This window comes from Novosphingobium sp. BL-S-20, assembly GCF_055521635.1.
Window position 1 is genome coordinate 120,802 of the sequence record NZ_CM145494.1, and the last position, 23,793, is coordinate 144,594.

Genomic DNA, 23,793 nt, shown 5'->3' on the forward strand with positions numbered 1-23,793 from the left:
GTTGCGAGGGTGGTGTGAAAGGGTTGGGTTCAGAATGGCGCCGATCATGATTGATCCGGCCTTAATGGGGGCCTGAACAGCGCCTCAGCCGCAAGCATATGCGCCGAGGCCTTCTGGCGGTGCGCCTTGATCCGTTCGATTTCAGATTCGAGAAGCGCGACGCGTGCATCGAGTTCGTCCAGCGAAAAGCGATCCAGGCTTTCGCTGGCGAGAAGGCTGGCAGCTCCGAAGTCTCCTTCGGCTGACCGCCGCCGCGGTCGATCGTCCTCGTCCATTGCAATGCAGCATCGGACTGTACTTTGGCCCTGTCAATGGCCAGAAAATATGTTCCACTTCAAAGTGGGACTGTGGCAACAGGATAGGTATGTTAGCTAACTCACCCAAGGTCATGACTGCGATCGGCTTCGATGCGCCCGGCGGTCCCGAGGTTCTCCAGCCCGTCATCGTGCCGGTTCCCGCGCCGGGGCCGGGTGAGGTGCTGGTGAAAGTGGCCTTCGCCGGGGTCAACCGGCCTGACGTGGTGCAAAGGCAGGGAAAATACCCGCCGCCGCCTGGTGCCTCGCCGCTGCCGGGATTGGAGATTTCCGGGCAGGTCGTGGCGTTGGGTGAAGGCGTTACCGAACTGGAGCCGGGGCAGAACGTCTGTGCGCTGGTGGCCGGTGGCGGTTATGCGGAATATTGCCTCGCCAAAGTTGGCGCCTGCCTGCCGGTGCCCGAATCGCTACCCTTGGACGAGGCGGCGGCGCTGCCGGAAACGCTCTTCACCGTCTGGCACAACGTGTTCGAACGGGGCTGGGCGCGGGAAGGGGAGACCATTCTGATTCATGGCGGCACCAGCGGCATCGGCACGATGGCGACGATGCTCTGCCGCCAGTTTGGCCTGACCGTGATCGTTACCTGCGGCTCGCCCGAAAAGTGCGCTCGCGCGCTGGAGATCGGCGCCGATCATGCGATCGACTACCGGGCGAGCGACTTCGTGGCGGAAGTGGCGCGGATCACCGAAGGCCGGGGCGTCGATCTCGTGCTGGACATGATCGCGGGCGACTATGTCATGCGCAATCTCAAGTGCCTGGCGCCGGACGGCCGCCATGTCACCATCGCCGTGCAGGGCGGGGTGAAGGCGGAAGTGAACATGGCGGTGGTCATGACCCGGCGCTACACCCTGACCGGATCGACTCTCCGGCCGCGCACGGATTCGTTCAAGGCGCTCTTGGCCCAGGAGATTCGCGCCAACGCCTGGCCGCTGTTCGAGGACGGCGTGCTGCGCCCGGTCATGGACGCGCGATTCCCGCTGGCAGAGGCCGCCGCCGCCCATGCCCGGATGGAAGCGGGCGACCATGTCGGCAAGATCGTTCTGGAAGTCTGAGCCGCGTTCAGGTCGAATCGTGGCGGCGCTGCGTAGAACAGAGTTGCCGAAAGCAAGGCTTTTGCTTGCCGAATGGACAAAGTTTCCCTAAATCGGCTCTGTACGGCCGCTCCGCGAAGGGGCGGCCCTTATTGTTTCCGCCGGAGATAGAGACATGAGCCAGCCCACTCCGCTGATGCCGCACGCGACCGCCTCGTGGCTGGTCGACAGCACCGCGTTGACCTTCGAGCAGATCGCAGAGTTCTGCGGCCTGCACATGCTCGAAGTGCAGGCGATGGCCGACGATCTGGCATCCAGCAAGTATACCGGACGCGATCCCGTGCGTTCGGGCGAACTGACCATGGAAGAGATCGAGAAGGGCCAGGCAAACCCGGAGTACAAGCTCCGCATGCACAAGGTTCCGGTCACTTCCAACCGCACCAAGGGCCCGCGCTACACGCCGGTCTCGAAGCGTCAGGACAAGCCCGACGGCATCGCCTGGATACTGCGCAACCACCCCGAGGTGTCGGACGCGCAGATCGGCAAGCTGATCGGCACGACCCGCAACACGATCGCCGCGATCCGCGACCGTTCGCACTGGAACATCGCCAACATCACGCCGAAGGACCCGGTCACGCTGGGCCTGTGCTCGCAGCGTGAGCTGGACTTCATCGTCTTCAAGGCCGCCAAGAAGGCCGGTATCCAGGACGAAGGCCAGAACGACGAACGTCTGACCGACGACCGTCAGGCGCTGATCGACGAACTGCGCGCCGAGCGTGAGGCCGCCTCGCGCGCGGCCAGCGAAGCTGCGCAGGAAGCCGAAGTCGCCGCCTGGCTCGAAGCCAAGCGCGCCGCAGAGGCCGCCGAAGCCGCCGGGGAAAAGGGCGAGTAATCGCTCTTCCGGCAGCCTCTCCGGGGCAGCTTGACCGAACACAAAAAGGCCCGCGACAGGTGACTGTCGCGGGCCTTTTTGCTGGAAGCCGGGGCTGGCTTACTCGGCGGCGATGACGACTTCCGCCTCGCTGGCCGAACCCGCGTGGGGCAGGCGGGCGAGGGCCGGGGGCATCTGGCCGCCGTTGGGGCTGAGGCGGCCTTCGAGGCGCGCGCCCTGCTCGATGGTCAGCGCGTCGTAGGCGACGTCGCCGATGATCTGCGCGCTCTTGAGGATCACCACTTCGCGGGCGGCGATCGTGCCGCGCACGATTCCGGCGATTCGAACCGATTCGGCGGAGATTCCCCCGGCGATCTCGCTGTCCTCGCCCTGAACCAGGGCCTTGCAGGTGATGTCGCCGATGACGCGGCCGTCGATGTGGAGATCGGCCGAGGCTTCGACATTGCCGGTGAGCGTGATGTCGTTGCCGAGCATCGAGAAGCCCGAGGTCGGGCCGGTGCGGTGGCTGGAGAAGTTCTTGACCATGGTGTTATCGGGCTTCTTGCTGAACATTGCGGGCGGCCTCGAGGAAGGGGCGCGGATTCATCGGGCGATTGTTGACGCGCACTTCGAAGTGGAGGTGCGGGCCGGTGGAGCGGCCGGTGCTGCCCATCGCGGCGATGCGGGTGCCCCCGTCCACGTCCTGACCGACGCGAACGCCGAATCCGGACAGGTGGCCGTAGCGGGTCATCAGGCCATTGCCATGGCTGATCTCGATGCAATTGCCATAGCCCTGGCGCTGGCCCACGAACGTGACCTTGCCCTTGGCGGCTGCGTAGATCGGCGAGCCCATCGGGCCGGGGAAGTCGAGACCGGCATGGAACGCGGCGCCCCCGGTGAAGGGGTCGGAGCGATAGCCGTAGCTCGATGAAACATAGGCGACGTGCGCGGGCTGGACCTGCGGGATCGAGGCGAGGCCGCTTTCCAGCGCGTCCATGCGGGCAAGGCTGAGGCCGAGGCGCTTGAAGCTGGGGTCCAGCGAACCGTCGGCAGCGGTGGCGAGGCTTTCGAGCGGACCACCTTCGGCGACCTTGGAGCGGGCGCGGGCCAGCATCGGGCCGGGGTTCAGGCCAAGCTTGCGAATGGCGTCGGAGGCCTGGGCGGCGCGGTGGTCGGCGTAGCGGGTCAGGCGTTCGACGAAGGCGCTCTGGTCGGCTTCGATCCGCGCGAGCTTGTCCGCTTCGGGCAGGAGGGCGCTGATCTTCTTGGATTCGGGTGCGGCGGTCTGGGCGTCGGCAGCGGCGGGGGCGCCGTTCTGGGCCTCCTCGGGCAGTTCGCCGATATGGGCGTCGAAGACTTTCTCTATGAACTGCTGGCGACGGGCGAGATTGGCGACGGTATCGTCGAGATTCTCGCGGTAGCGGCGGACCTGCCCGGCGGCGTCGGCCACGCGGGCCTCGCGGCTGGCGAGTGCGGCCTGTTCGCTGGTCGCGGAAAACTGCGAGACGGCCATCGCGCCCATCGATACGCACCAGGCGCCGAGCAGCGACACGGCGACGCCTGCAGCGGCCTTCTGCATGCGCGACGAAATGCGGATAAAGCGGACCTGCCCGTGAGATCGCATGATGAACTCGCGATCCGGGAACGCCGCCTTGAGACGCTTGCTGAGCGTCCCGGCAGATGTGAGTTTCAAAACGACCCCGCGTAAATTTCCATAGGCCCGCAAATAATGCGTTGGCCTGACCCGGACTGGCGAGCTAGCAGGAGGCTTGCGTCAAGGCGAATCGACTGGCCGTGCCTCCCTGCGGAATCCGGCTGAGTCGAACCTTGTATACGATGAACCGAGGAACTTGTGCCGATTGTCGGCTGAGCCGTTCATCTCCCGTTTCGGGTAATTCGCCGAAAAAACACGGTTTTCAAGTGGCTTGGCGACTGCGTTCAAAACCGCGCACTACGCCCGGCGGTGATCGGTGACAGTGCCGTGCAAGGGTGCTAGGCCGAATCCATGACCGTGCAGACCACCCCTGTCGCAGAGGCTTCCGCAGAGACTCTCACCGAGACTCCCGAAGCGCTCGTCGCCCGTCTGGCCGCCGATGGCCGCGCTGCCCAGCGCGTATTGGCCCGCCTGAGCGATGCGCAGAAGGCGGAGGCGCTGCGCGCCGCCGCCGCCGCGCTGCGGGTGGCGGAACCAGCGATCCTCGCCGCCAATGCGCAGGATGTCACGGCGGGCGAGGCCAAGGGGCTGACTGGGGCGATGCTCGACCGTCTCCGGCTCGATTCCGCGCGTCTGGCCGGGATCGCCGATGCGGTGGAGCAGGTCGCGGGCCTGCCCGACCCGGTCGGCGAAGTGATTTCCGAAAGCGAGCGGCCCAACGGCCTCAAGCTCTCGCGCGTGCGCATTCCGATCGGGCTGATCGGCATCATCTACGAGAGCCGTCCGAACGTCACCGCCGATGCGGCGGCGCTCTGCCTGCGCTCGGGCAATGCGGTGCTGCTGCGCGGCGGCAGCGAGGCGCTCCATTCCAACCGGGCGATCCTGGCGGCTATGGTGTCCGGCCTCGAACAGGCAGGCGTTCCCGGCGCGGCGGTCCAGCTGGTGCCGACGCAGGACCGCGCGGTGGTCGGCGCGATGCTGACGGCGGCGGGCCTGATCGACATGATCGTGCCGCGCGGCGGCAAGAGCCTCGTCGCCCGCGTTCAGGCCGATGCCCGCGTGCCGGTGCTCGCCCACCTCGACGGCATCTGCCACACTTACGTCCACGCCTCGGCGGACCCGGAGATGGCGCGCGGCATCGCGCTCAACGCCAAGCTGCGTCGCACCGGCATCTGCGGGTCGATGGAGACCTTGCTGCTCGACACCCAGTTCCCGGCCTCGGCGGAGGTGGTGAAGGCGCTGGCCGATGCGGGCTGCGAACTGCGCGGCGATGCGCGAGCGCGTGCGCTCGACCCGCGCGTCCTGCCTGCCGGGGATGAGGACTGGGATACCGAATATCTCGACGCGGTGCTCTCGGTAGCGGTTGTCGATGGTCTGGATGCGGCGATGGACCATGTCGCGGCGCATTCCTCGCACCACACCGACGCCATCGTCGCTGCCGATCCGGCTGCGGCGGAGCGCTTCCTGGCCGAAGTGGACAGCGCGATCGTCATGGTCAATGCCTCCAGCCAGTTCGCCGACGGCGGCGAATTCGGCCTCGGGGCGGAGATCGGCATTGCCACTGGCCGCCTCCACGCGCGCGGCCCGGTCGCGCTCGAAGGGCTGACGACCTACAAGTGGCTGGTGCGCGGCACCGGGCAGGAACGACCCTGAGCGCGATTCTTCCGAGCAAGAATCCCCCTGGCAAGATCGGCGCGAATCGCCCCGATCCGATTACCGGGCCGATCGTCGGCCTGCTCGGCGGTAGCTTCAATCCGGCCCATGGCGGGCACCGGCGCATCAGTCTCTTCGCGGCCGAGGCGCTGGGACTCGACGAGGTCTGGTGGCTGGTCTCGCCGGGCAATCCGCTGAAGCCGAAAACCGGAATGGCGCCGCTTGCCGCGCGGGTGCTTTCGGCGCGGCGGCAGGCCCGCCGGGCGCCGATCCGCGTCACCGCGATCGAGCGCGAACTGGGCACGCGCTATACCGTGGACACGCTCAAGAAGCTGGTCCGGCGCTATCCGAAACGGCGCTTCGTCTGGCTCATGGGGGCGGACAATCTGGCCCAGTTCCACCAGTGGAAAGCGTGGCGCGACATCGCCCGACTCATGCCGATTGCGGTAATCGCCCGTCCGGGGTATGATGGTGCTGCCCTCGCGAGCCCCGCGATGGTCTGGTTGGGGAGGTTCCGGAGGCCCCGTCCCAGTCTTCGTGGTCCGGAAAGGTGGAGCGCACCCGCGCTGGTGACATTGCGATTCGACCCCGATACGCGGTCGGCCACGGCGATACGCCAGGCCGATCCGGAGTGGGCCCGGAAGCTGATGAACAGGCTTTCGCAGGCTGGCTCGGAACGTGTCGAATACCGGGATTCCGGATCGCTGAGAGATAACGTCACCCACCGCCCGATACCCGGAGATTGTGCGTGAGCAGGCTGCCAGCCTCTCGTTCGCATGCCCGGAAATCCAACGATCAGATCGCGCGCGGCAAGGCTTTTCAAGCCTGGCTGTGTCGGTCGCTGAAAGGAGCAGACCCTACTTAAGATGCCACAGGCACAGATACAGCCGGCCGAAACCGGCGCAACGCCCCTCGCCACGGTGGAGTCCGACGACCCGCAATTGGCGCTCGTCCTGCAGTCCCTGGATGATGACCAGGCGCAGGACATCGTGACCATCGACCTCGCCGGCAAATCGACGATCGCCGAATTCATGGTGATCGCTTCCGGCCGCTCGACCCGCCAGGTGGCGGCGATGGCCCAGAAACTCGGCGAACGCCTCAAGCACGGCGGCTTCGGCCATGCCCGTATCGAAGGGCTTCCCGCAGCCGACTGGGTGCTGGTGGATGCAGGCGGCGTGATCGTCCACCTCTTCCGTCCGGAAGTGCGCAGCTTCTACAACCTCGAGAGGATGTGGGGCTTCGACGGACCGTCCGGCGCGGCCTGAGCCGCGCCCGGAAGGCGGAAAAGAGAGGACTACCCGGCTGCCTGCGCAGCCGGGCTCCGAACGGATATCGCGGCGCGGCGTTGAAGCTGCGCCCGAAATTCCCGTGCTTTTCGCGCCGTGAACCCGCGCTTTTCCCATGCTTCTTCACATCATCGCCCGCGGCAAGATCGCGCGCTCGCCCGAGGGGGAGCTGCTCGATCGCTATGCCAAGCGCCTGACCTGGCCGTTCCGGCATAGCGAACTGCCGGACGTGGGCGGCAAAGTGCCGCCGCCGGTGCAGACTCCGTTTCGCGAAGTGCTGCTCGACGAGCGCGGCAAGGCGATGAGTTCCGAGGAATTCGCTGCCCTGCTCGGTCGCTGGCGCGACGAGGGCGTGCGCGAGTGCCGTTTCCTGATCGGCGCCGCCGACGGCCACGGCGACGAGGCCCGTGCGCGGGCCGACCACTTGCTCTGCTTCGGCAAGATGACCTGGCCGCACCTGATGGCGCGCGCGATGCTGGCCGAACAGCTCTGGCGCGCGACGGCGATTCTGGCAGGGCATCCGTATCATCGTTCGGGGTGAGTGAGGGGCGGGATGGATTGGGGCACGACCTTTGTGGTCTCTCACCCGTCATCCTGAACTTGTTTCAGGATCCATCTTGCCGAACAAGCCGCCGCTGATGGTCAGAAATGGATCCTGAAACGAGTTCAGGATGACGTGGTTTTGCTGTGCGGTGTCGGATGGTCCTCTTGACCCAGCTATGTTTCCGAACAGTGCGCTTTCCTCTTCCCGCCGGACTCACGCTGTCCTAATCATCCCGGCGTGAAGCCTGCATCCCGCAATGCCCTGATAGCCGCCACCGCCGCGCTCGCGGTGGGCTTCGTCGCGTTGGCGGGGCAGGGGCTGACTCAGGCCGGGGCGCTGGCGATCCTCGATCCGGCGGTAGATGCCACTGAGGCGCAGCGCGACATGATCGCCTCCCGGCGCGAGAGCGACGCGGCCCGCCGCCGCGCCGAGAAGCTGGAAGCCAAGGCGCGCAACGTCACCGAACAGGCCGAAAGGACCGCGCGCGAAACCGCTGCCGTCGCCGCGCGCATCCAGGAGACCGAGGCCGCGATCGCCGCACAGCGTGCGCAAGTCCGGCTCATCGGCCTGGAGCGCGTGGAACTGCGCGAACGGCTGGCGGAGAAGCAGGCGCCCCTGGCCCGCCTCACCGGCTCTCTTCAACGTCTGTCGCGCCGCCCGCCCTTGCTGGCTGTGCTGCGGCCGGGTTCGGTGCGCGATGCGGTCTATTTGCGGGCCTTGCTCGATACGATGATGCCGCAGGTCGAACGCCGCACCCGCGGTCTGCGTGCCGAGATCGAGCGGGGCCGCGCGCTGGAGCAGCAGGCCGTGGCCTCCGGGCACCAGCTGACCGAGATGGAAGGCGAGATGCGCGAGCGGCGCAAGGCGCTGGCGATCCTCGAATCGCGCCAGCGCCTTGCCGGGCGCGAGGCCAGCGGCATTGCCGCGCGCGAGGGCGAACGCGCGCTGGCGCTGGCGGAAAAGGCGCGCGACCTCGGCGATCTGGTCGACCGGATGGGCGAGCAGGGCGCCCTGCGCGAACGGCTGGCAGCGCTGCCGGGGCCGACGATGCGCCCGCCGCGCCCGGAAGAGACGCGGGTGATCGAGGCCTCGCAATTCGTGCCGGTTCCCGAAGGGCTGGCCAGCTACATGCTGCCCGTCACCGGCCGTCTGGTCACGGGCTTCGGCGAAGTCCTGCCCGGACAGGCGCCGTCGCGCGGGCTGTCGCTGGCGACGCGGGCGAGCGCGCAAGTGGTGGCCCCGGCGGCAGGCCGGATCGCCTTCGCCGGTCCCTACCGGGGCTATGGCCGGATCGTCATCATCGAGCACAAGGGCGGCTGGACCTCGCTAGTGACGGGGCTGACCCGGCTCGACGTCGAGGTCGGCAGGCAGGTCGTGGCCGGAGCGCCGATCGGCACGACCGGGCCGGGCGATCCCCGCATCATGGTGGAACTGCGGCGGCAGGGCGAGGCGGTGAATCCTCTACAATATATCCGTTCGCTGTAGGGATCGCCGCCGCTTCATTCCCGCCCCGTTCATCACCGATCCTATAACCGCGACGGAATCTCTGCGTTCTTGGCAATTGTGCAGGCCGTCCTGTAGGATTACAGTCAGGAATTCTCCCGGTCTCCGGCCGGAGCGACTTACGAAAAAGGCCCTTAAGCCCGATGAAATTCGCCCCCCTGATGCGCGCTGCCCTGCTGGTGTCGGCCGTTGCCGTCCTTCCCGCGGCGACGTCCGGTCTTGCCGCGGTGGACAGCCGCGTGAATCCCGAATTCAGCAAGCTTTTCACGATCTACGAACTGGTCAAGGCCAACTACGTCGACCAGGTCGACGACGACAAGCTCATCAAGGGCGCGATCGACGGCATGCTGGCCAGTCTCGATCCCCACTCCAACTATCTGGACGGCCCTTCGCTCCAGCGGCTGGAGACGATGATCGACGGCAACTACACCGGCCTCGGCCTCTCGGTGGTCGAGGATGACGGGGCGGTGAAGATCGTCTCGCCGTTCAAGGGCAGTCCGGCGGAAAAGGCCGGACTCAAGGCGGGCGACTACATCACCCACCTTGACGGCGTGCTCTATTACGAGCGCGACCTCGATGAGGCGGTGTCGAAGATGCGTGGGCAAGCGGGCACCTCGATCCGCCTGACGATCTATCGCCCCGGCCGCGACAAGCCCTTCGACGTCACCGTGACGCGCGGCGTGATCGAGCTGGAGCCGGTGACCTGGGAACTGAAGGACGACGTGGGCGTGATCTCGGTGAACGAGTTCTCTCGTGATGTCGGCAACTTCGTGAACAAGGGCATTGCCGACCTCAAGAAGCAGGCCGCGACCAAGGGCACCAAGCTCGACGGTCTGGTGCTGGACTTGCGCTCCAACCCCGGCGGTTCGCTGGACGAGGCGGTGGCGCTTTCGGACCTGTTCCTCGACAAGGGCGTGATCGTGTCGCAGCGCGGCCGGATCGCCAGCGAGAACCAGTATTACCGCGCCGAATCGATGTTCAAGGGCGATGTCGTGAAGGGCATGCCGATCGTCGTGCTGGTCGATGCCGGTTCGGCCTCGGCCTCGGAGATCGTCGCCGGGGCGCTACAGGACCAGCACCGCGCGGTCGTCATGGGCGAGCGGACGTTCGGCAAGGGTTCGGTGCAGTCGTTCATCCAGCTCGACAAGAACAGCGCCGTGAAGCTGACCACCGCGCGCTACTTCACGCCCTCCGGCCACTCGGTGCAGGAAGGCGGCATCCTGCCGGACATCAAGGTTCCGCAGCTTTCCGACCCGGATGCCCGTGCGCGGGCCGAGCGCGCCGTGCGCGAATCCGATCTTCGCGGCCACCTCATCAACGAGGCCTCGCTGGACGACAAGGAACTGGAGACCGACAAGGCGGACGATCCGCGTTTCAAGGCCTCGGCGGAGGACCTCAAGAAGCAGGGCATCACCGACTTCCAGCTGACTTACGCGGTCGATACGCTGCGCCGCACCGTCGGCAAGCCGGCGCTGGCCCGCTACACCGCGCCGCCCGCGACGGTGCCCGCAGCCCCCAAGACCGCGCAGAAGGACTGAGGCCGCCCGCGATGACCGTTGCCGTAGCCGCTTCCGTGCGCGCCGCCCGAGTGCTGGCGCTCGCCGTTCCCGTGGTCCTGCTTGGCGGGGCCTATGTCAGCCAGTATGTCTTCGGGCTGCACCCTTGCGAGATGTGCTGGTGGCAGCGCTATCCGCACATGTTCGCGATCGTCTTTGCGGCGCTGGCCTTCTTCTGGCGGCCGGTGCGCCCGCTGGTTGCGGTGGCCGCGCTCGCTATCCTCACCTCGGGCCTGATCGGCGGCTATCACGCCGGGGTCGAGTACGGCTGGTGGCAGGGCATGACCGCCTGCACCTCCACGCCCTTCGCGGCGGGCGTCGATCCGATGGACGCGATCCTGAACGCGCCGGTGATCCGCTGCGACGTCGCCCCCTGGACGCTCGGCGGCATTTCGCTGGCGGGCTTCAACTTCCTGATCTCCACTCTGGGTGGCCTTGCCGTGTTCGGTCTGGTCGCCCGCAGCCGCAAGGTTCCGTCATGACGTCATCGAAGGCCGCGCGGATGATTCGGGTCGATCAGGCCGGGGAATTCGGCGCCACGCGAATCTACGCAGGCCAGTTGGCGGTGATGGGCGCGCGCGCGCCGCATTCGACCGAGATCGCCGGGATGGCCGAGCAGGAGGCCGAGCACCAGGCCCGCTTCGACGCCATGATCGCCGAGCGCGGGGTGCGGCCGACGCTGCTCCAGCCGGTATGGTCGGCAGCGGGCTATGCGCTGGGCGCGGCGACGGCGCTGATCGGGCCGGAAGCGGCCATGGCCTGCACTGCTGCGATCGAGACCGAGATCGACCGCCACTACACCGAGCAGATCGAGGACCTCGGCGACGAGGACCCGGAACTCGGCGCGGTGATCCGCAAGTTCCGCGACGAGGAGCGCGAGCACCGCGATGCGGCGCTGGCGGCGGGCGCGGAAAAGGCGCCGGCCTATCCGCTGCTGTTCAACGCGATCCGGCTCGGCTGCCGGGTGGCGATCAAGCTCTCGGAAAGAATCTGAAATCCGGACGTTATATTGTCGCCCAAGAAGGGCGGCATGATACCTTGAGATACTGTTCGGAGCGGCGAGACCCTATATCGGTCCTGCCAAGACCACGACCAAGCTGGAGCAATCCCATGACGCGCCCCCTGACCATTGCCGCCGTTCTCGCTTTCGGGATGGGGCTGACCATGGGCGCGCTGCCCGCTTCTGCCCAAGCTCCCCAGGCGTCTTCTGTCGCGGACGATCTCGGAGACGGGGACAAGGTGAACCAGCTCATCGTCTATGGCGACGATCCCTGCCCGGCATCCAGCGGCGGCGAGATCACAGTCTGCGCGCGCAAGGCGGAATCGGAGCGGTTCCGCATTCCCGAACCGCTGCGCGGCATCGACCGTCCGCAGTCGGAAGCCTGGACCAACAAGGTGCAGGCCTATGAGACCGTGGGAGCCTTCGGCAACATGAGCTGCTCGCCGGTCGGTGCGGGCGGGGCTTCGGGCTGCACCCAGAAGCTGATCCAGCGCGCCGCGGCCGAGCGCAAGAACGGCTCCGAGGTCCGCTTCAGCGAACTGATCCAGGCCGAGCGCGAGAAGCGCCTCTCCACCATCGATGCCGATGCCGCCGAGCAGCAGAAGCGCGTCGAGGAAGCCGAGAAGGCCTATTTCGAGCAGCAGAAGCGCCAGCAGGCAGAGGCCGACGCCAAGGCCGATGCCACCGACGCGGCCCTTCCGCAGCCCCAGGCCCAGACCAAGTCGAAGAAGTAAGCTCAGTCGGCGGCAGGCATCTCGCCCAGCAGGGCGAGAACCTCTGCGACCGTCTTCACGTCCGCGAAGTTCAGCCGAAGGTTGAGCAGCGCGGCGTCCTGTTCGGCGTCGGTCACCGCGGCGCAGGCATCGGCGACCACGATCACCTTCCAGCCGCGCATGTTGGCCTCGCGCGCGGTCGATTCGACGCAGACATTGGTGAGCGTGCCGACCAGTACGAGCCATTCCGTGCCTTCCGCCCGCAGCAGCCTTTCCAGCGCACCGGCGGGGCAGGACATGGCACCGTAGCGATACTTGTCGAGAACCGGATCGCCATGCTCGCAGGCCATCTGCGGATGGAGCGCGTGCGAGGCCGTGCCTGCACGCATGCTTGCGACCGCGCGGGCGACGGCAGGGTTCGACATGTCGTATTGCCAGGGAGGCATGGCCAGATGCGGTTCGTCGCTCACCGTCTGGCGTGTCCAGATCACCCGGCCGCCCGCAGCGCGCATGGCTGCGGCGAGGCGGTTGATCGGCGCAATCGCGGCGCGGGCGTTCTCGTTGCCGAAGATCTCGTCCTCGGCCACGAAAACGGTTTGCATGTCGATCACGACGAGGGCGCTGCGTGCCGGATCGATCCTATCGAAGCCGTTGTAGCCGCGCCCCCTGGCAACGGCCCAATCGGGGAGGCGCAGCGGATGCATCAGGCCGGTTCGAACGCGGTGGAAAGCGACAGCGCCTCCCATTCGTCCATCTGCTTGCCTACGAAGGCGATCTGGTCGCGGGCATAGTGCAGCGCGTCCTCGCCGAGGAACAGGTGCAGCGGCGGCTCGGCGGAATCGAGCGCGGCGAGGATTGCTTCGGCGCCGCGCGCCGGATCGCCCTTTTCGGCACCGGCGCCCTCGGTCAGGCTGCGGCGGGCGAAATGGGCGCCGTCCTCGTAGTCCGCGATATCCCTTGCGGCGACCTTGAGGCCCGAGGCGGCAAAGCCGGTGCGGAAGCCGCCGGGGGCCACATTGGTCACGCGGATGCCCATCGGGGCGACTTCCTGCGCCAGGGTCTGCCCCACGCATTCGAGCGCATACTTGGTCGCGCCGTAGATGCCGGTGCCCGACCATGGTGCGTGGCCCGAAACCGAAGTCACGTTGACGATATGCCCGCTGCGCCTTGCGCGCATGGCGGGGAGCACGGCCTGAATCATCCTGACCGCGCCGAACAGGTTGATATCGAACAGCGCCTTCGCTTCGTCGATGGAGACTTCCTCGACGGCGCCGACCAGCCCGTAACCGGCATTGTTGAGCAGGCGGTCGATCCCGCCGGTCAGGTCCTCGGCTGCGGCGACGGCGGCCTGAACCGATGCCTCGTCGGTAAGGTCCACGGTCAGGACATGGGCGCGGCCCGGTGCGAGCGCCGTAAAGGCGGCGTCTCCGGCGCTGCGGGTGGTGCCTACCACGGTGTCTCCGCGCGCCAGCGCCGCCTGTGCCACGGCGCGGCCCAGGCCGCCGCCGATGCCGGTGATGAGCCAATTCGTCATGCTTCTTATCCCTTCGGATTGGGCGTATGATTTCCGGGGCCGGTGCGGTTCCGGTCAAGCTCCAGACTAGGGGGAGGGCCGAGGGGCGCTCTTTGCGCTGGCAACCGCAATTGTTGCGGCAGCGCGCACGCGGGCGGGTCGTGCTTGACCTGTCCGGGAGTGCCATGCAGCCCCTGAAAAACAGAAGGGCGCGAAACCAGTTGGCGCCAGATTAGGGTGACGGCTTTGGCAGTTCACATCGTTGGCTCGATAAATCTCGATATCATCACTTCGCTGGAGCATCTCCCCCGGCCGGGCGAAACGGTACTGGCTTCGGCCACGGCCCGGCTGCCCGGCGGCAAGGGCGCGAATCAGGCGGTCGCGGCGGCGCGCATGGGGGCCGAGACCCATATGGTCGGTGCGGTGGGAGAAGGCGATGCGGGAAGCTGGATGCTCTCGCGGCTCAAGGCCGACGGGATCGATGTCGGCGGTGTCGCCACGCTGCCCGGCGTCGATACGGGCACCGCCTATATCGCGGTGGATTCGCAGGGCGAGAACCAGATCATCGTCGTGCCCGGCGCCAATGCCCGCCTGCGCGATGCCCGGCCGGTCGGCGAGGGGGTGCTGCTGGCCCAGCTCGAAGTGCCGGTTGCGGCGCTGCTGCCGGTCTTCGCGAAGTCGAAGGCGATCCGCATCCTCAACGGCGCTCCGGCGGTGATCGAGGGCAAGGCGCTGTTCGAGCATGTCGACCTGCTGATCGTGAACCAGCACGAGATGGCGGCCTTCCTCGGCCTCGATGCGGTGCAGGGGAACGACGACATGGCCGCCATTGCCGCAGCCGCGCGGGGCCTCCTGTGCCGCGAGGGGCAGGCGGCCATCGTCACGCTCGGCGCGGCGGGCGCGCTGGCGGTATGGGCCGACCGGCACCTTCATGTGCCCTCGCTGCCGGTGATCCCGGTCGATACCATCGGTGCCGGAGACTGCTTCTGCGGCGCGCTGGCGGCCTTGCTCGACGAAGGGCGCTGCCTGGAGGAAGCCTTGCCCTATGCCACCGCCGCCGCCGCGCTCTGCACGCTGGGGCAGGGGGCCGCGCCCGCCATGCCGACGCGCGAGGCGGTGGAGGACCTCGTCGGCCGCCCCTCGGCGGAAAGGCCCTCTTCAGAAAGGCTGGCAACAGAACATGCGCTGCCGATCAAGAAGCCCTCGGCCGCTTCCCTAAGCTGATTTCCAAGCAATGCCGCAAAAGTCCGGCCACAAGAGGATACGATGAACCAGTTTCCCATGACGCCCTTCGGACTGCCCTCGGACAATGGCGGCAAGGATCTCGGCCTGTTCCTGCCGGTGGCCAACGGCGGCTGGATTCTGTCGCGCAACAAGCCCGAGCTGGACGGTTCCTATGCCTACAACCGCCAGTGCGCGGTGCTGGCGGAAGCGGCGGGGCTGGACTTCATCATGTCGATGTCGAAGTTCCGCGGCTACGGCGGCGATACCAAGCACTGGGATTCCTCGCTCGATCCGATCGTGCTGATGGCGGCGCTCAGCGAAGTGACGCAGAAGACCCGCATCGTCACCACCTTGCACACCCTGCTCCAAAATCCGGCGGTGGCGGCCAAGATGATGGCGACGCTCCAGCAGGTGAGCGGAGGCCGCGCCGGTCTCAACGTCGTCACCGGCTCCTACAAGGGCGAGTTCGCGCAGATGGGCGCCTGGCCCGAGGACGTGAATCACGACCAGCGCTACGACCTCGCCTACGAATGGGTCCGCGCGGTGAAGGCGCTGTGGAGCGAGGATTCTGTCACCCTGAAGGGGGACTACTTCACCCTCGAAGACTGCGAATCCTGGCCCAAGCCGGAGCAGCGCCCGTTCCTCGTCTGCGCCGGGTCTTCCGAGATCGGCATGCGGCTGACGTCGGAAGAGATGGACGCGATCTTCCTCTCCGGCGGCACGGGCGCGGAACTTGCGAAGAACAGCGACCGCGCCAAGTCCATCGCCGCCGAATATGGCCGCAATATCCGCACTTACTCGATGATGACGCTGGTGATCGACGAGAGCGACGCGGCGGCGAAAAGCCGCGCGGAGCTCTACGCGGCGGGTCTCGACGAAGGGGCGCTGGCAGGCATGATGCGCGCCTACGGCTTCCTTGATGCCGAGATCGGCAAGGAGAACGACTTTACCCGCAAGGCGCGCAGCTCGTTCATGTCGGCGCAGATCGTCGGCAGCGCGACGAGCGTGACCGAGCAGCTCGGCGAACTGCTGGAGGCTTCGGGCACCGACGGGCTGATGCTGATCTTCGACGACTACCTGAAGGGCCTGCCGGTGTTCGGCGCGGAAATCCTGCCGGTCCTGCGCGAGCGGTTCCCCGGCAGGATCGCGGCGTCGGTGGCGCACTGATGCCGCTGCGCACCGAGGACCTTCCCCACGTCGATCCGGCAGGGCTGGCGGCGATGATCGATCCGGCGACGACGGCACTGGTCGTCGTCGATATCCAGGTCGATTTCGCCGCACCGCACGGGTTGCTGGGCCTCTACGGCGTCGATCTCTCGCCTGCCGAGGTGGCGATCGACAACTGCGAGAAGCTGGTGGCGGCGGCGCGCGGCGCCGGGGCCACGGTTGCGCTGATGCGCGTCGTCACCAGCCCCGAAACGGATTCGCGCGCGCTGAAAACGCTGATGGCGCGGCGCGGCCAGCCGGGCGGCGAGGCGATCTGCCGCATCGAGGGCGGCGGGGCGGATTACTACCGCATTTTGCCGGAGGACGGCGATATCGAGATCGCCAAGCTGCTCTACGACAGCTTCCACGGCACCGATTTCGATGCCCGGCTGCGGGAGCGGGGAATCGAGACGCTGGTGATCTGCGGCCTCTCGACCGATTGCTGCGTGGACCAGACCGCGCGCTCGGCCTTCCATCACGATTACGACGTGTTCCTCGTCTCCGATGCCAGCGCCGCCTACGAACCCGGGCTTCACGAAAGCTCGCTCTCGGCGATGGAAAAGAACTGCGTGCTGCTGACCACCACCCAGGCTGTCGAACAGGCCTGGGGCGAGAGCGCAGACGCCTGAACTGAACGACCTGAATCCAGTAAGGAGTTGCCGTCGATGTCCGTGAACCTGTCTCCGCGCGGATCGAAGGGCGGCGTGCTGTTCGCCTGCACGCTCGGCAATTCGGTGAGCGTGACGCCCGCCGTCCATGCCGTCTTCGGGCTGTTCCTGGTGCCGCTGACCGAGGCCTTCGGCTGGAGCCGGGCGAGCGTGTCGGGCGTGCTGGGCATTCTCGCGCTGGTCGGCGCGGTGACTTATCCGCTGATCGGGCGCCATATCGACAAGGCGGGCGCGCGCACGACGCTGCTGGTCGGCACTTTCGGCCTCGCGCTCTCGATCGCCGCGCTGGCGCTGACGAGCGGCAGCCTCGTGCAGTTCTATGCGACTTTCACCGTGCTCGCGGTGTTCGGGGCGATGGCGGGAACGCCGATCTTCCAGAAAGTGATCGCCGACTGGTTCGATGAGAATCGCGGGACCGCACTTGGCATCAGCGCGGGCGGTGGCTGCGGAATCGGCTCGGTGGTATTGCCGGTGCTCGCCGCCGTGCTGGTGCAGACCTGGGGCTGGCGCGCGGGCTATCTCGGCATTGCCGGTTTCATGCTGGTGGTCGCGCTGCCGCTGCTCTTCGTGCTGCTGCGCGACCGCGCCAGCGCGGGCGGCACCGATGCCGGGACCGCGCGCGAAGGCATGACTCTGGGCGAGGCGGCGCAAACGCCGATGTTCTGGCTGATCCTGATCGCGCTGGCGGCAGGGGCAGGCGGCACCACGGCGGTGTTCAGCCATGTCGTGCCGATTCTCTCCGACCGGGGCTTCTCGGTGGCGACGGGCACGGCGGTGGTCAGCGTCTTCGCGCTCGTCACGTCGGGCTGGCAGATCGCCACCGGGCGCATCATGGACAAGATTCCAACCCCGCGCGTGGCAGTGCCGATGTACCTCATGGCGGTTCTGGGGCTGGTCCTGCTGGAAACCGCGCAGGGGATGCCACTGCTGATCCTCGGCGGCGCCTTGCTGGGCGTGGGGCTGGGCGGCCAGTTCGGGGCGCTGCCCTATTTCATCGCCCGCTATTTCGGCACGAAGCATTTCGGCTCGGTGATCGGCGCGATGTATTCCGCCGTGATCGCCGCGCAGGGGACGACGCCGATCCTGCTCGACCTCGTGTTCGATGCGCGCCATTCCTATCGCCCGGCGCTGGTCGGCGTCGGCGCGGCGCTGGTGGCAGGCGCGCTGCTGCTCACGCTGCTGCCGCGTTACGGCCGCGAGACCGAGAGCGAAGCGCTCTTCGCGGTCGGCCACTGATTCCAACGGAGCCTGAGACTTTGGCCGACATGCCCGATCCTGTCCCTGCTTTCGCCGATCCCGCGAAGGCGCCCTATGCCGTCAGCGAGGAAGAGCGCGAGGCCATCGCCGCGGCCATCGACACCGACGAACTGGTCGAACTGGCGCTGACTCTGGGCAACATTCCCAGCCGCTCTCGTGAGGAACTGGCGGCGGCGGAGTTCGTCCATGACTGGATGGCGAAGGAGGGCTTCAAGCCGCGCAAGGTCGGCGCCACACCCGAACGGCCCAATGTGATCGGCGAATATGGCGGAGGTGGGCGCGGCGCGAACCTGCTGTTCACCGCGCACCTCGACACCGAATCTCCGAGCGGAATGCCGGAGCACGACAAGTTCCGCTACCGCGATTCCACCCTGGCCGATCCCGAATGGACCCGGTGCTGGCTGGACGAGGAGGGGCGCCTGCGCGGCTATCCGGTCAGCAACGATCGCGGGCCGATGTCCTGTTTCCTGATTGCCGCCAAGGCGCTGCGCAAGGCAGGCATCGGCCTTGCCGGCAAGACCTGGCTCACCGCCTGTCCCGGTGAGATCGGCCCCGAACCGATCGAGGAATTTGCCGGCATCGGCTGGAACGGCAAGGATATCGGCGCGCATTACCTGTTCCACCACGGCGGCGTCGCGCCCGACTATGCGATCGCCGCCGAGGGCACTGACTTCGGCCTGACCTGGCAGGGCTGCGGCTATGCGCTCTACCGGGTGCGGATCTTCGGGCAGGGGGTGTTCTCGCCGATCCTCGACGCGCCCACCGATCCGCGCCGTCATCCCAATCCGATCTACCGGCTCGGGCCGGTGATCGACGCACTCCACGCCTGGGGCCTGAAGTTCGAGCGCGAGTCCATCATGGAGACTGCCAGCGGAGCGATCCATCCCAAGGTCCAGATCGCATCGGTGCGCGGCGGCATGCCGATAGATTTCGGCGCGGGCACCGAGGTCTGCGCGCTCTACATCGACGTCTCGCTGAACCCGCGCCAGAAGGCCGCCGATGCCTATCACGGCATCATGGAGGCCATGCGCGGCGTCGACGTGGAGGCCTTCGACGTGGAGCCGATGGTCGTGCGCCACGGCTTCGAGGCGCGGCCTTCCGAAGTGGCGCCGCTGGTCGGCGCCGTCGATGCCGCCACCCGGCTGGCGCGCGGCGCGGCGGTGGAGCCTGCCCACCCGGTCTATTCCAGCATGTGGCGCGACCACAACGTGTTCAACATGCACCGCGTGCCCGCCGTGACCACCGGCATGCCGCGCTGGCGCCCGACGGGCGCGGACATGGCCTCCAGCGCGCTGGTCTATGCGCTCACCATGCTCGCCGTCTGCGGCCGGGGCGCGGCGCCCACGGTGGAGACCGGGACCAGCGTGTACGGTAACGAGACGCCTTTCGAATAGGTCTTTTGCGCACCCTTGCCCGGCGCCGGTCCGGCCGATAGACCTTCGCCATAAAGGTCGCCAAGGTCAGAACAATTGGTCGCCCGTCCGGGAAGGGTGCCGCCCGTCTCTAGGTGGTTCTCGCTTGCGTATAACGACGAACGTCTATCCCAAGGAACAGCGGCGCGACGCCTGGCGTTTTGCGCTCAAGCGGCTGTCGCTGACGCTCGACGAGGCGGACGACGCCGCGCTCTATGGCGAACTCATCCAGTTCCGCGCCAGCACCGGGATCGACTTCATCCGCGTCACCGGCACGCCGCAGTCCTGGACCATCGATTTCCGTGACCAGCCCGCCACTTACTGGCTGGCCATGGTGCTCGATGGCAGCGCCACGGTGCGCGATGCCGGGCAGGAGCTGCGCCTTGCCGATGGCGAGATGATCTGCGGGCGCGGCGATACCCCGGTCCACCTTGCCTTCACCGGCGACAACCGCAGCCTGATCGTCCAGGTGCCGCACAGCGAACTCAGCGCCCGCCTCAAGACTCCGATCAGCGGCCCGCCGCGCAAGATCGCCACCGACAGCGGTGCGGCGCGGGTATTCTCGGGCATGCTGCGCTCGCTGGCGGACACGATCTCGGACATCACCACCGACCAGGCGCGCCCGGTGGAACTGGCCTTTCCCGAATTTCTCGTCACCAGCCTGCTCGACAATGCCCCCGCCAAGGCCATGGGCGGCGCGGCGGGCATGCGCGCGGCGCTGCTGGAGCGCATTTTCCAGACCATCGAGATTCGCCTTTCTGACCCGGACCTCAGCTACCAGCAGGTCGCGGCCGAGCACGGCATCTCGCCGCGCTATCTCCAGAAGCTGTTCGAATCGATCAACGACAGCTTCGGGCACTATGTGAAAGTGCGCAGGCTCGAACGCTGCCGACTGGACCTCCGCAGTCCGCTCCATGTCCAGAAGTCGATCTCCGACATCCTGTTCGAATGGGGCTTCAACGACAGCGCCTCGTTCAGCCGGGCCTTCCGCGAGCAATACGGCATATCCCCCCGCGAATACCGCAAGGCGCCGCCGCAGGAGCAGGAAGCTGTCGAACTGCTGCGCCGGGGCCGCCCCGCGCGCAAGGACCGCGGGAAGCCCGAAACGGTTGAGGCGGAGAACAAGCCGGAACTGGCAGCCGATGCCGAAGAGGTGGCGGAACGGTCCGACCAGCCGATGGGACCGGCGGTGCTCGGCGATACCGGCATTTCGCGCCATCACCATCTTCCCGCCACCCCGGAGACGATCCACTGGGGCTATCTCAGCAAGGACCTGAAGCCCGCGCTCCATGTCCGTTCGGGCGACTTCGTGACGATCGAGGCGCTGACTCACCATGCCAACGACGACCACGAGCGCATGGTCGAGGGCGATCCCGGCGTGGAGAGCGTCTATCGCTGGGACGAGACCGGCAAGGCGGTGGACCGGCGCGGGGCGGGGCCGATGGATGCCAGCGCGCTGGGGCGGGGTCCGGGCGAGGGCTTCGGCGTCCACATCTGCACTGGCCCGATCCACATCGAAGGTGCGATGCCGGGCGACCTCGTGGAGGTCCGAATTCTCGATCTCAAGCCCCGGCCCAGCGGCAATCCGCGCTTTGCGGGCAAGTGCTTCGGCTCGAATGCGGCGACTTACTGGGGCTTCCACTATAACGACCTCCTCACCGAGCCGAAGCAGCGCGAGGTGGTGACGATCTACGAGGTGGAGGCGGCGGGCGGGCGCCTGCCCACGGCGCATGCGGTCTATTCCTATCGCTGGACGCCGCAGGTCGATCCCTCGGGCGTGACCCATGCGCGCTACGACTATCCCGGCGTGCCGGTCGATCCCGAGACCATCGAGCGCAATTACGATATCCTGCGCAATGTCGAGATTCCGATCCGGCCGCACTTCGGGGTGATCGCGGTCGCGCCGGCTTACAACGGCCTCGTCGATTCGGTGCCGCCCGCCAGCTTCGGCGGCAATCTCGACAACTGGCGGACCGGGCCGGGCGCGCGGGTGTTCCTGCCGGTGCAGGTTCCCGGCGCGCTGCTCTCGCTGGGCGATCCCCATGCCTCGCAGGGCGACAGCGAGCTGTGCGGCACCGCCATCGAATGCTCGATGACCGGGCTGGTCCAGGTGGTCCACCACAAGGCGGCGGGGCTGATGGAGCAGCTTCGCGATGTCGACTATCCGCTGATCGAGACCGAGACCGAATGGGTCGTCATGGGCTTCAGCCACCCGGATTATCTCAAGGAACTGGGCGAGGATGCGCAGAGCGAGGTCTACAAGCAGTCCTCGATCGATGCCGCCATGCGCGATGCCTTCCGCAAGGCTCGCCGCTTCCTGATGACCGCCAAGCAACTCACCGAGGACGAGGCGATCTCGTTGCTTTCGGTAGGCGTGGACTTCGGCGTCTCGCAGATCGTCAACGGCAATTACGGCGTTCACGCGGTCATCAGGAAGGCGCTGTTCACGAGCTAATCTGAAAATCCGCTGCAGGCGGATTTTGCGGCACCGGCCCATGCCCCCACCCGACCTCCCATCCAGGATACACTGTTGTGGGAGGTCGGGTGGGGGCGTGGGCTGGTGCCGCACAAAAACGGGCGTACGCCCGTTTTTGCCCGACCGTCAGGTCGGACAAGGACTCCACACGCAATTATCTTGCGTTTTTCCGCAGTGCACACTAAATGCCTCCTGACAACCGGCGCGTAGGGTTCTTCCCTGCCGCAATCCGTGAGCAGCGTGAGGTCCCGATGCGGACCGGCCCGGATGAGCGGTTGTCCTTTTGAACCAGCTTCCTTCTTCACGCAGGGTCGCCCGTAACGACACCTTGCTGTGTGCGCGGGCCAAGAACCTTCCGCGTGCCCCGCACCTTGTGAAAGTGACACATGTCCTATTTCTCCGAACTTGGTCTGGCCGAGCCGATTCTCCGTGCGCTCGCGGCCAAGGGCTACACCGATCCCTCGCCGATTCAGCGTCAGTCGATTCCGGCGCTGCTTGAGGGCCGTGACATTCTCGGCATCGCGCAGACCGGCACCGGCAAGACCGCCGCGTTCTCGCTGCCTTCGCTGCACCGCCTTGCCAGCGATCCCAAGCCGCGCCAGAACGCCGGTTGCCGCATGCTCGTGCTCTCGCCGACCCGCGAACTCGCGGCCCAGATCGCTGAGAACATGCGCGGCTATGCCAAGTTCCTGAACCTCTCGGTCCAGTGCATCTTCGGCGGCGTGCCCGCCGGCAAGCAGGCCCGCGCGCTGGAGCGCGGCACCGACATCCTCGTGGCCACCCCCGGCCGCCTGCTCGACTTGATCGACAGCCGCGCGCTGACTCTGCGCCACGTCGAGATCTTCGTGCTCGACGAAGCCGACCAGATGATGGACCTCGGCTTCATCGTCCCGCTGAAGCGCGTCGCCGCGCTCCTGCCCAAGCAGCGCCAGAGCCTGTTCTTCTCGGCGACCATGCCGCAGGCGATCGCCGAACTGGGCAAGCAGTTCATCAACAACCCGGTGAAGGTCGAAGTCGCTCCGCAGTCGACCACTGCCGAGCGCGTCGAACAGTACGCCACCTTCATCAACCAGGCCGAGAAGCAGGCGCTGCTCACGCTGAGCCTGCGTGACGGTCTGGCCGAAGACGCTGCCGAGAAGGCCGAGCACGGCGCCATCGACCGCGCGCTCGTCTTCACTCGCACCAAGCACGGTGCCGACCGCGTGGTTCGCCACCTCGTCGCCGCCGGTATCCCGGCTGCCGCGATTCACGGCAACAAGAGTCAGGCCCAGCGCACCGCCGCGCTCGGCGGCTTCCGCCAGGGCACGATCCGCATTCTCGTCGCCACCGACATCGCCGCGCGCGGCATCGACGTTTCGGGCGTCAGCCACGTCTACAACTTCGAAATCCCGAACGTGGCTGAACAGTACGTCCACCGCATCGGCCGCACCGCGCGTGCGGGCGCTGACGGCGTGGCGATCAGCTACGTCGCGCCGGACGAGAAGCCCTACATCCGCGACATCGAGAAGCTGACCCGCGTGAAGCTGGCCACGCTCGGTCTGCCGGAAGACTTCCAGAAGCAGGCCGCGCGCCTGCCTGCGCCTTCGCGTCAGGCTCCGGCTGCACCGCAGGGCAACGGTCGTTCGCGCGACGGCCAGCGTCAGGGCGAAGGCCGCCGCGACGGTCGTGGCGGCGGCAACCGCAGCCAGCAGCCGCGCGGCGATCGTCGTGATCGTCCTCAGGGCGAGCGTTCGGGCGAAGGTCGTGGTGACGAGCGTCGCCGGGACGACCGTCCGCGCAGCGATGCGCCGCGTGGCGATCGCCGCGAGCACGGCGGTGAAGAGGGCGAGCGCAAGCGTCGCTTCCGCCCGCGCGGCGGCAAGACCGTCGGCACCCACAAGGGCGCCGTCCGCCGCGCAGGCTGATTGAAACA

General features: G+C 67.2%; 23 protein-coding genes. 18 read left to right on the forward strand and 5 right to left on the reverse strand.

Going from position 1 to position 23,793, the window contains the following annotated elements:
- Window positions 1-44: 44 nt before the first annotated feature.
- Window positions 45-275, reverse strand: coding sequence for a DUF1192 domain-containing protein (locus ACZ1II_RS08270; protein ID WP_465145993.1), 231 nt, complete (start codon window positions 273-275; stop codon window positions 45-47).
- Window positions 276-364: 89 nt separating this feature from the next.
- Here ACZ1II_RS08270 and ACZ1II_RS08275 point away from each other — a divergent pair, with 89 nt between their 5' ends.
- Both ACZ1II_RS08275 and ACZ1II_RS08280 read left to right on the forward strand, forming a co-directional pair.
- Window positions 365-1,366 carry an NAD(P)H-quinone oxidoreductase gene (locus tag ACZ1II_RS08275; protein ID WP_465145994.1) on the forward strand — a complete coding sequence of 334 codons (1,002 nt, stop codon included), beginning with the start codon at window positions 365-367 and terminating at the stop codon, window positions 1,364-1,366.
- 154 nt (window positions 1,367-1,520) lie between these two features.
- On the forward strand, window positions 1,521-2,237 hold the full coding sequence (locus ACZ1II_RS08280) for a DUF1013 domain-containing protein (RefSeq protein WP_465145995.1): 717 nt from the start codon (window positions 1,521-1,523) through the stop codon (window positions 2,235-2,237).
- Between the two features lie 99 nt (window positions 2,238-2,336).
- Here the strand turns inward: ACZ1II_RS08280 and ACZ1II_RS08285 are convergent, their stop codons facing one another.
- Complete coding sequence (locus ACZ1II_RS08285; RefSeq protein WP_465147261.1) at window positions 2,337-2,762, reverse strand: bactofilin family protein; 426 nt, start codon at window positions 2,760-2,762, stop codon at window positions 2,337-2,339.
- Between the two features lie 4 nt (window positions 2,763-2,766).
- The gene (locus tag ACZ1II_RS08290) at window positions 2,767-3,909 is read right to left on the reverse strand and encodes a M23 family metallopeptidase (protein ID WP_465145996.1); all 1,143 of its coding nucleotides are present in this window, start codon (window positions 3,907-3,909) and stop codon (window positions 2,767-2,769) included.
- 312 nt (window positions 3,910-4,221) lie between these two features.
- Between ACZ1II_RS08290 and ACZ1II_RS08295 the strand changes: the two genes are divergently transcribed.
- The 9 genes from ACZ1II_RS08295 (at window position 4,222) to ACZ1II_RS08335 (ending at window position 12,146) form a co-directional block, all read left to right on the forward strand.
- A complete protein-coding gene (locus ACZ1II_RS08295; protein ID WP_465145997.1) occupies window positions 4,222-5,523 on the forward strand; it encodes a glutamate-5-semialdehyde dehydrogenase in 1,302 nt (433 codons plus the stop codon).
- Window positions 5,524-5,582: 59 nt separating this feature from the next.
- Complete coding sequence (locus ACZ1II_RS08300) at window positions 5,583-6,275, forward strand: nicotinate-nucleotide adenylyltransferase (protein WP_465147262.1); 693 nt, start codon at window positions 5,583-5,585, stop codon at window positions 6,273-6,275.
- A 114-nt stretch (window positions 6,276-6,389) separates the two neighbouring features.
- On the forward strand, window positions 6,390-6,788 hold the full coding sequence (gene rsfS, locus ACZ1II_RS08305; protein ID WP_465145998.1) for a ribosome silencing factor: 399 nt from the start codon (window positions 6,390-6,392) through the stop codon (window positions 6,786-6,788).
- Between the two features lie 136 nt (window positions 6,789-6,924).
- Complete coding sequence (locus ACZ1II_RS08310) at window positions 6,925-7,350, forward strand: 23S rRNA (pseudouridine(1915)-N(3))-methyltransferase RlmH (RefSeq protein ID WP_465145999.1); 426 nt, start codon at window positions 6,925-6,927, stop codon at window positions 7,348-7,350.
- Between the two features lie 240 nt (window positions 7,351-7,590).
- Window positions 7,591-8,838, forward strand: a complete 1,248-nt coding sequence (locus ACZ1II_RS08315) for a murein hydrolase activator EnvC family protein (protein WP_465146000.1) — start codon at window positions 7,591-7,593, stop codon at window positions 8,836-8,838.
- 161 nt (window positions 8,839-8,999) lie between these two features.
- Entirely contained in the window at window positions 9,000-10,394 is a 1,395-nt protein-coding gene (locus tag ACZ1II_RS08320) for a S41 family peptidase (RefSeq protein ID WP_465146001.1), read from the forward strand.
- A gap of 11 nt (window positions 10,395-10,405) precedes the next feature.
- On the forward strand, window positions 10,406-10,894 hold the full coding sequence (locus ACZ1II_RS08325) for a disulfide bond formation protein B (protein WP_465146002.1): 489 nt from the start codon (window positions 10,406-10,408) through the stop codon (window positions 10,892-10,894).
- Entirely contained in the window at window positions 10,891-11,406 is a 516-nt protein-coding gene (locus ACZ1II_RS08330; RefSeq protein ID WP_147216190.1) for a demethoxyubiquinone hydroxylase family protein, read from the forward strand. Before ACZ1II_RS08325 ends, ACZ1II_RS08330 begins: the two co-directional genes overlap by 4 nt.
- Before the next feature lie 116 nt (window positions 11,407-11,522).
- The gene (locus ACZ1II_RS08335) at window positions 11,523-12,146 is read left to right on the forward strand and encodes a hypothetical protein (RefSeq protein ID WP_465146003.1); all 624 of its coding nucleotides are present in this window, start codon (window positions 11,523-11,525) and stop codon (window positions 12,144-12,146) included.
- 2 nt (window positions 12,147-12,148) lie between these two features.
- On the opposite strand, the gene ACZ1II_RS08340 is transcribed toward ACZ1II_RS08335, so the two are convergent.
- On the reverse strand, window positions 12,149-12,829 hold the full coding sequence (locus tag ACZ1II_RS08340) for a cysteine hydrolase family protein (protein ID WP_465146004.1): 681 nt from the start codon (window positions 12,827-12,829) through the stop codon (window positions 12,149-12,151).
- Window positions 12,829-13,659 (reverse strand): oxidoreductase, encoded by an 831-nt coding sequence (locus ACZ1II_RS08345; protein ID WP_465146005.1) that lies wholly within the window; start codon window positions 13,657-13,659, stop codon window positions 12,829-12,831. Before ACZ1II_RS08345 ends, ACZ1II_RS08340 begins: the two co-directional genes overlap by 1 nt.
- A gap of 216 nt (window positions 13,660-13,875) precedes the next feature.
- Here ACZ1II_RS08345 and ACZ1II_RS08350 point away from each other — a divergent pair, with 216 nt between their 5' ends.
- From ACZ1II_RS08350 to ACZ1II_RS08380, 7 genes are all read left to right on the forward strand, one after another.
- Window positions 13,876-14,862: a ribokinase gene (locus ACZ1II_RS08350; RefSeq protein ID WP_465146006.1), complete on the forward strand. Its 987-nt coding sequence runs from the start codon at window positions 13,876-13,878 to the stop codon at window positions 14,860-14,862.
- 42 nt (window positions 14,863-14,904) lie between these two features.
- Window positions 14,905-16,029: an LLM class flavin-dependent oxidoreductase gene (locus tag ACZ1II_RS08355; protein ID WP_465146007.1), complete on the forward strand. Its 1,125-nt coding sequence runs from the start codon at window positions 14,905-14,907 to the stop codon at window positions 16,027-16,029.
- Window positions 16,029-16,697: a cysteine hydrolase family protein gene (locus ACZ1II_RS08360; protein WP_465146008.1), complete on the forward strand. Its 669-nt coding sequence runs from the start codon at window positions 16,029-16,031 to the stop codon at window positions 16,695-16,697. Before ACZ1II_RS08355 ends, ACZ1II_RS08360 begins: the two co-directional genes overlap by 1 nt.
- Window positions 16,698-16,733: 36 nt before the next feature.
- The gene (locus ACZ1II_RS08365; RefSeq protein WP_465146009.1) at window positions 16,734-17,972 is read left to right on the forward strand and encodes an MFS transporter; all 1,239 of its coding nucleotides are present in this window, start codon (window positions 16,734-16,736) and stop codon (window positions 17,970-17,972) included.
- A gap of 29 nt (window positions 17,973-18,001) precedes the next feature.
- Window positions 18,002-19,387, forward strand: a complete 1,386-nt coding sequence (locus tag ACZ1II_RS08370) for a zinc-binding metallopeptidase family protein (protein ID WP_465146010.1) — start codon at window positions 18,002-18,004, stop codon at window positions 19,385-19,387.
- Between the two features lie 124 nt (window positions 19,388-19,511).
- Window positions 19,512-21,860: an acetamidase/formamidase family protein gene (locus ACZ1II_RS08375; RefSeq protein WP_465146011.1), complete on the forward strand. Its 2,349-nt coding sequence runs from the start codon at window positions 19,512-19,514 to the stop codon at window positions 21,858-21,860.
- 407 nt (window positions 21,861-22,267) lie between these two features.
- Window positions 22,268-23,785 (forward strand): DEAD/DEAH box helicase, encoded by a 1,518-nt coding sequence (locus ACZ1II_RS08380; protein ID WP_334184228.1) that lies wholly within the window; start codon window positions 22,268-22,270, stop codon window positions 23,783-23,785.
- Window positions 23,786-23,793: the final 8 nt, after the last annotated feature.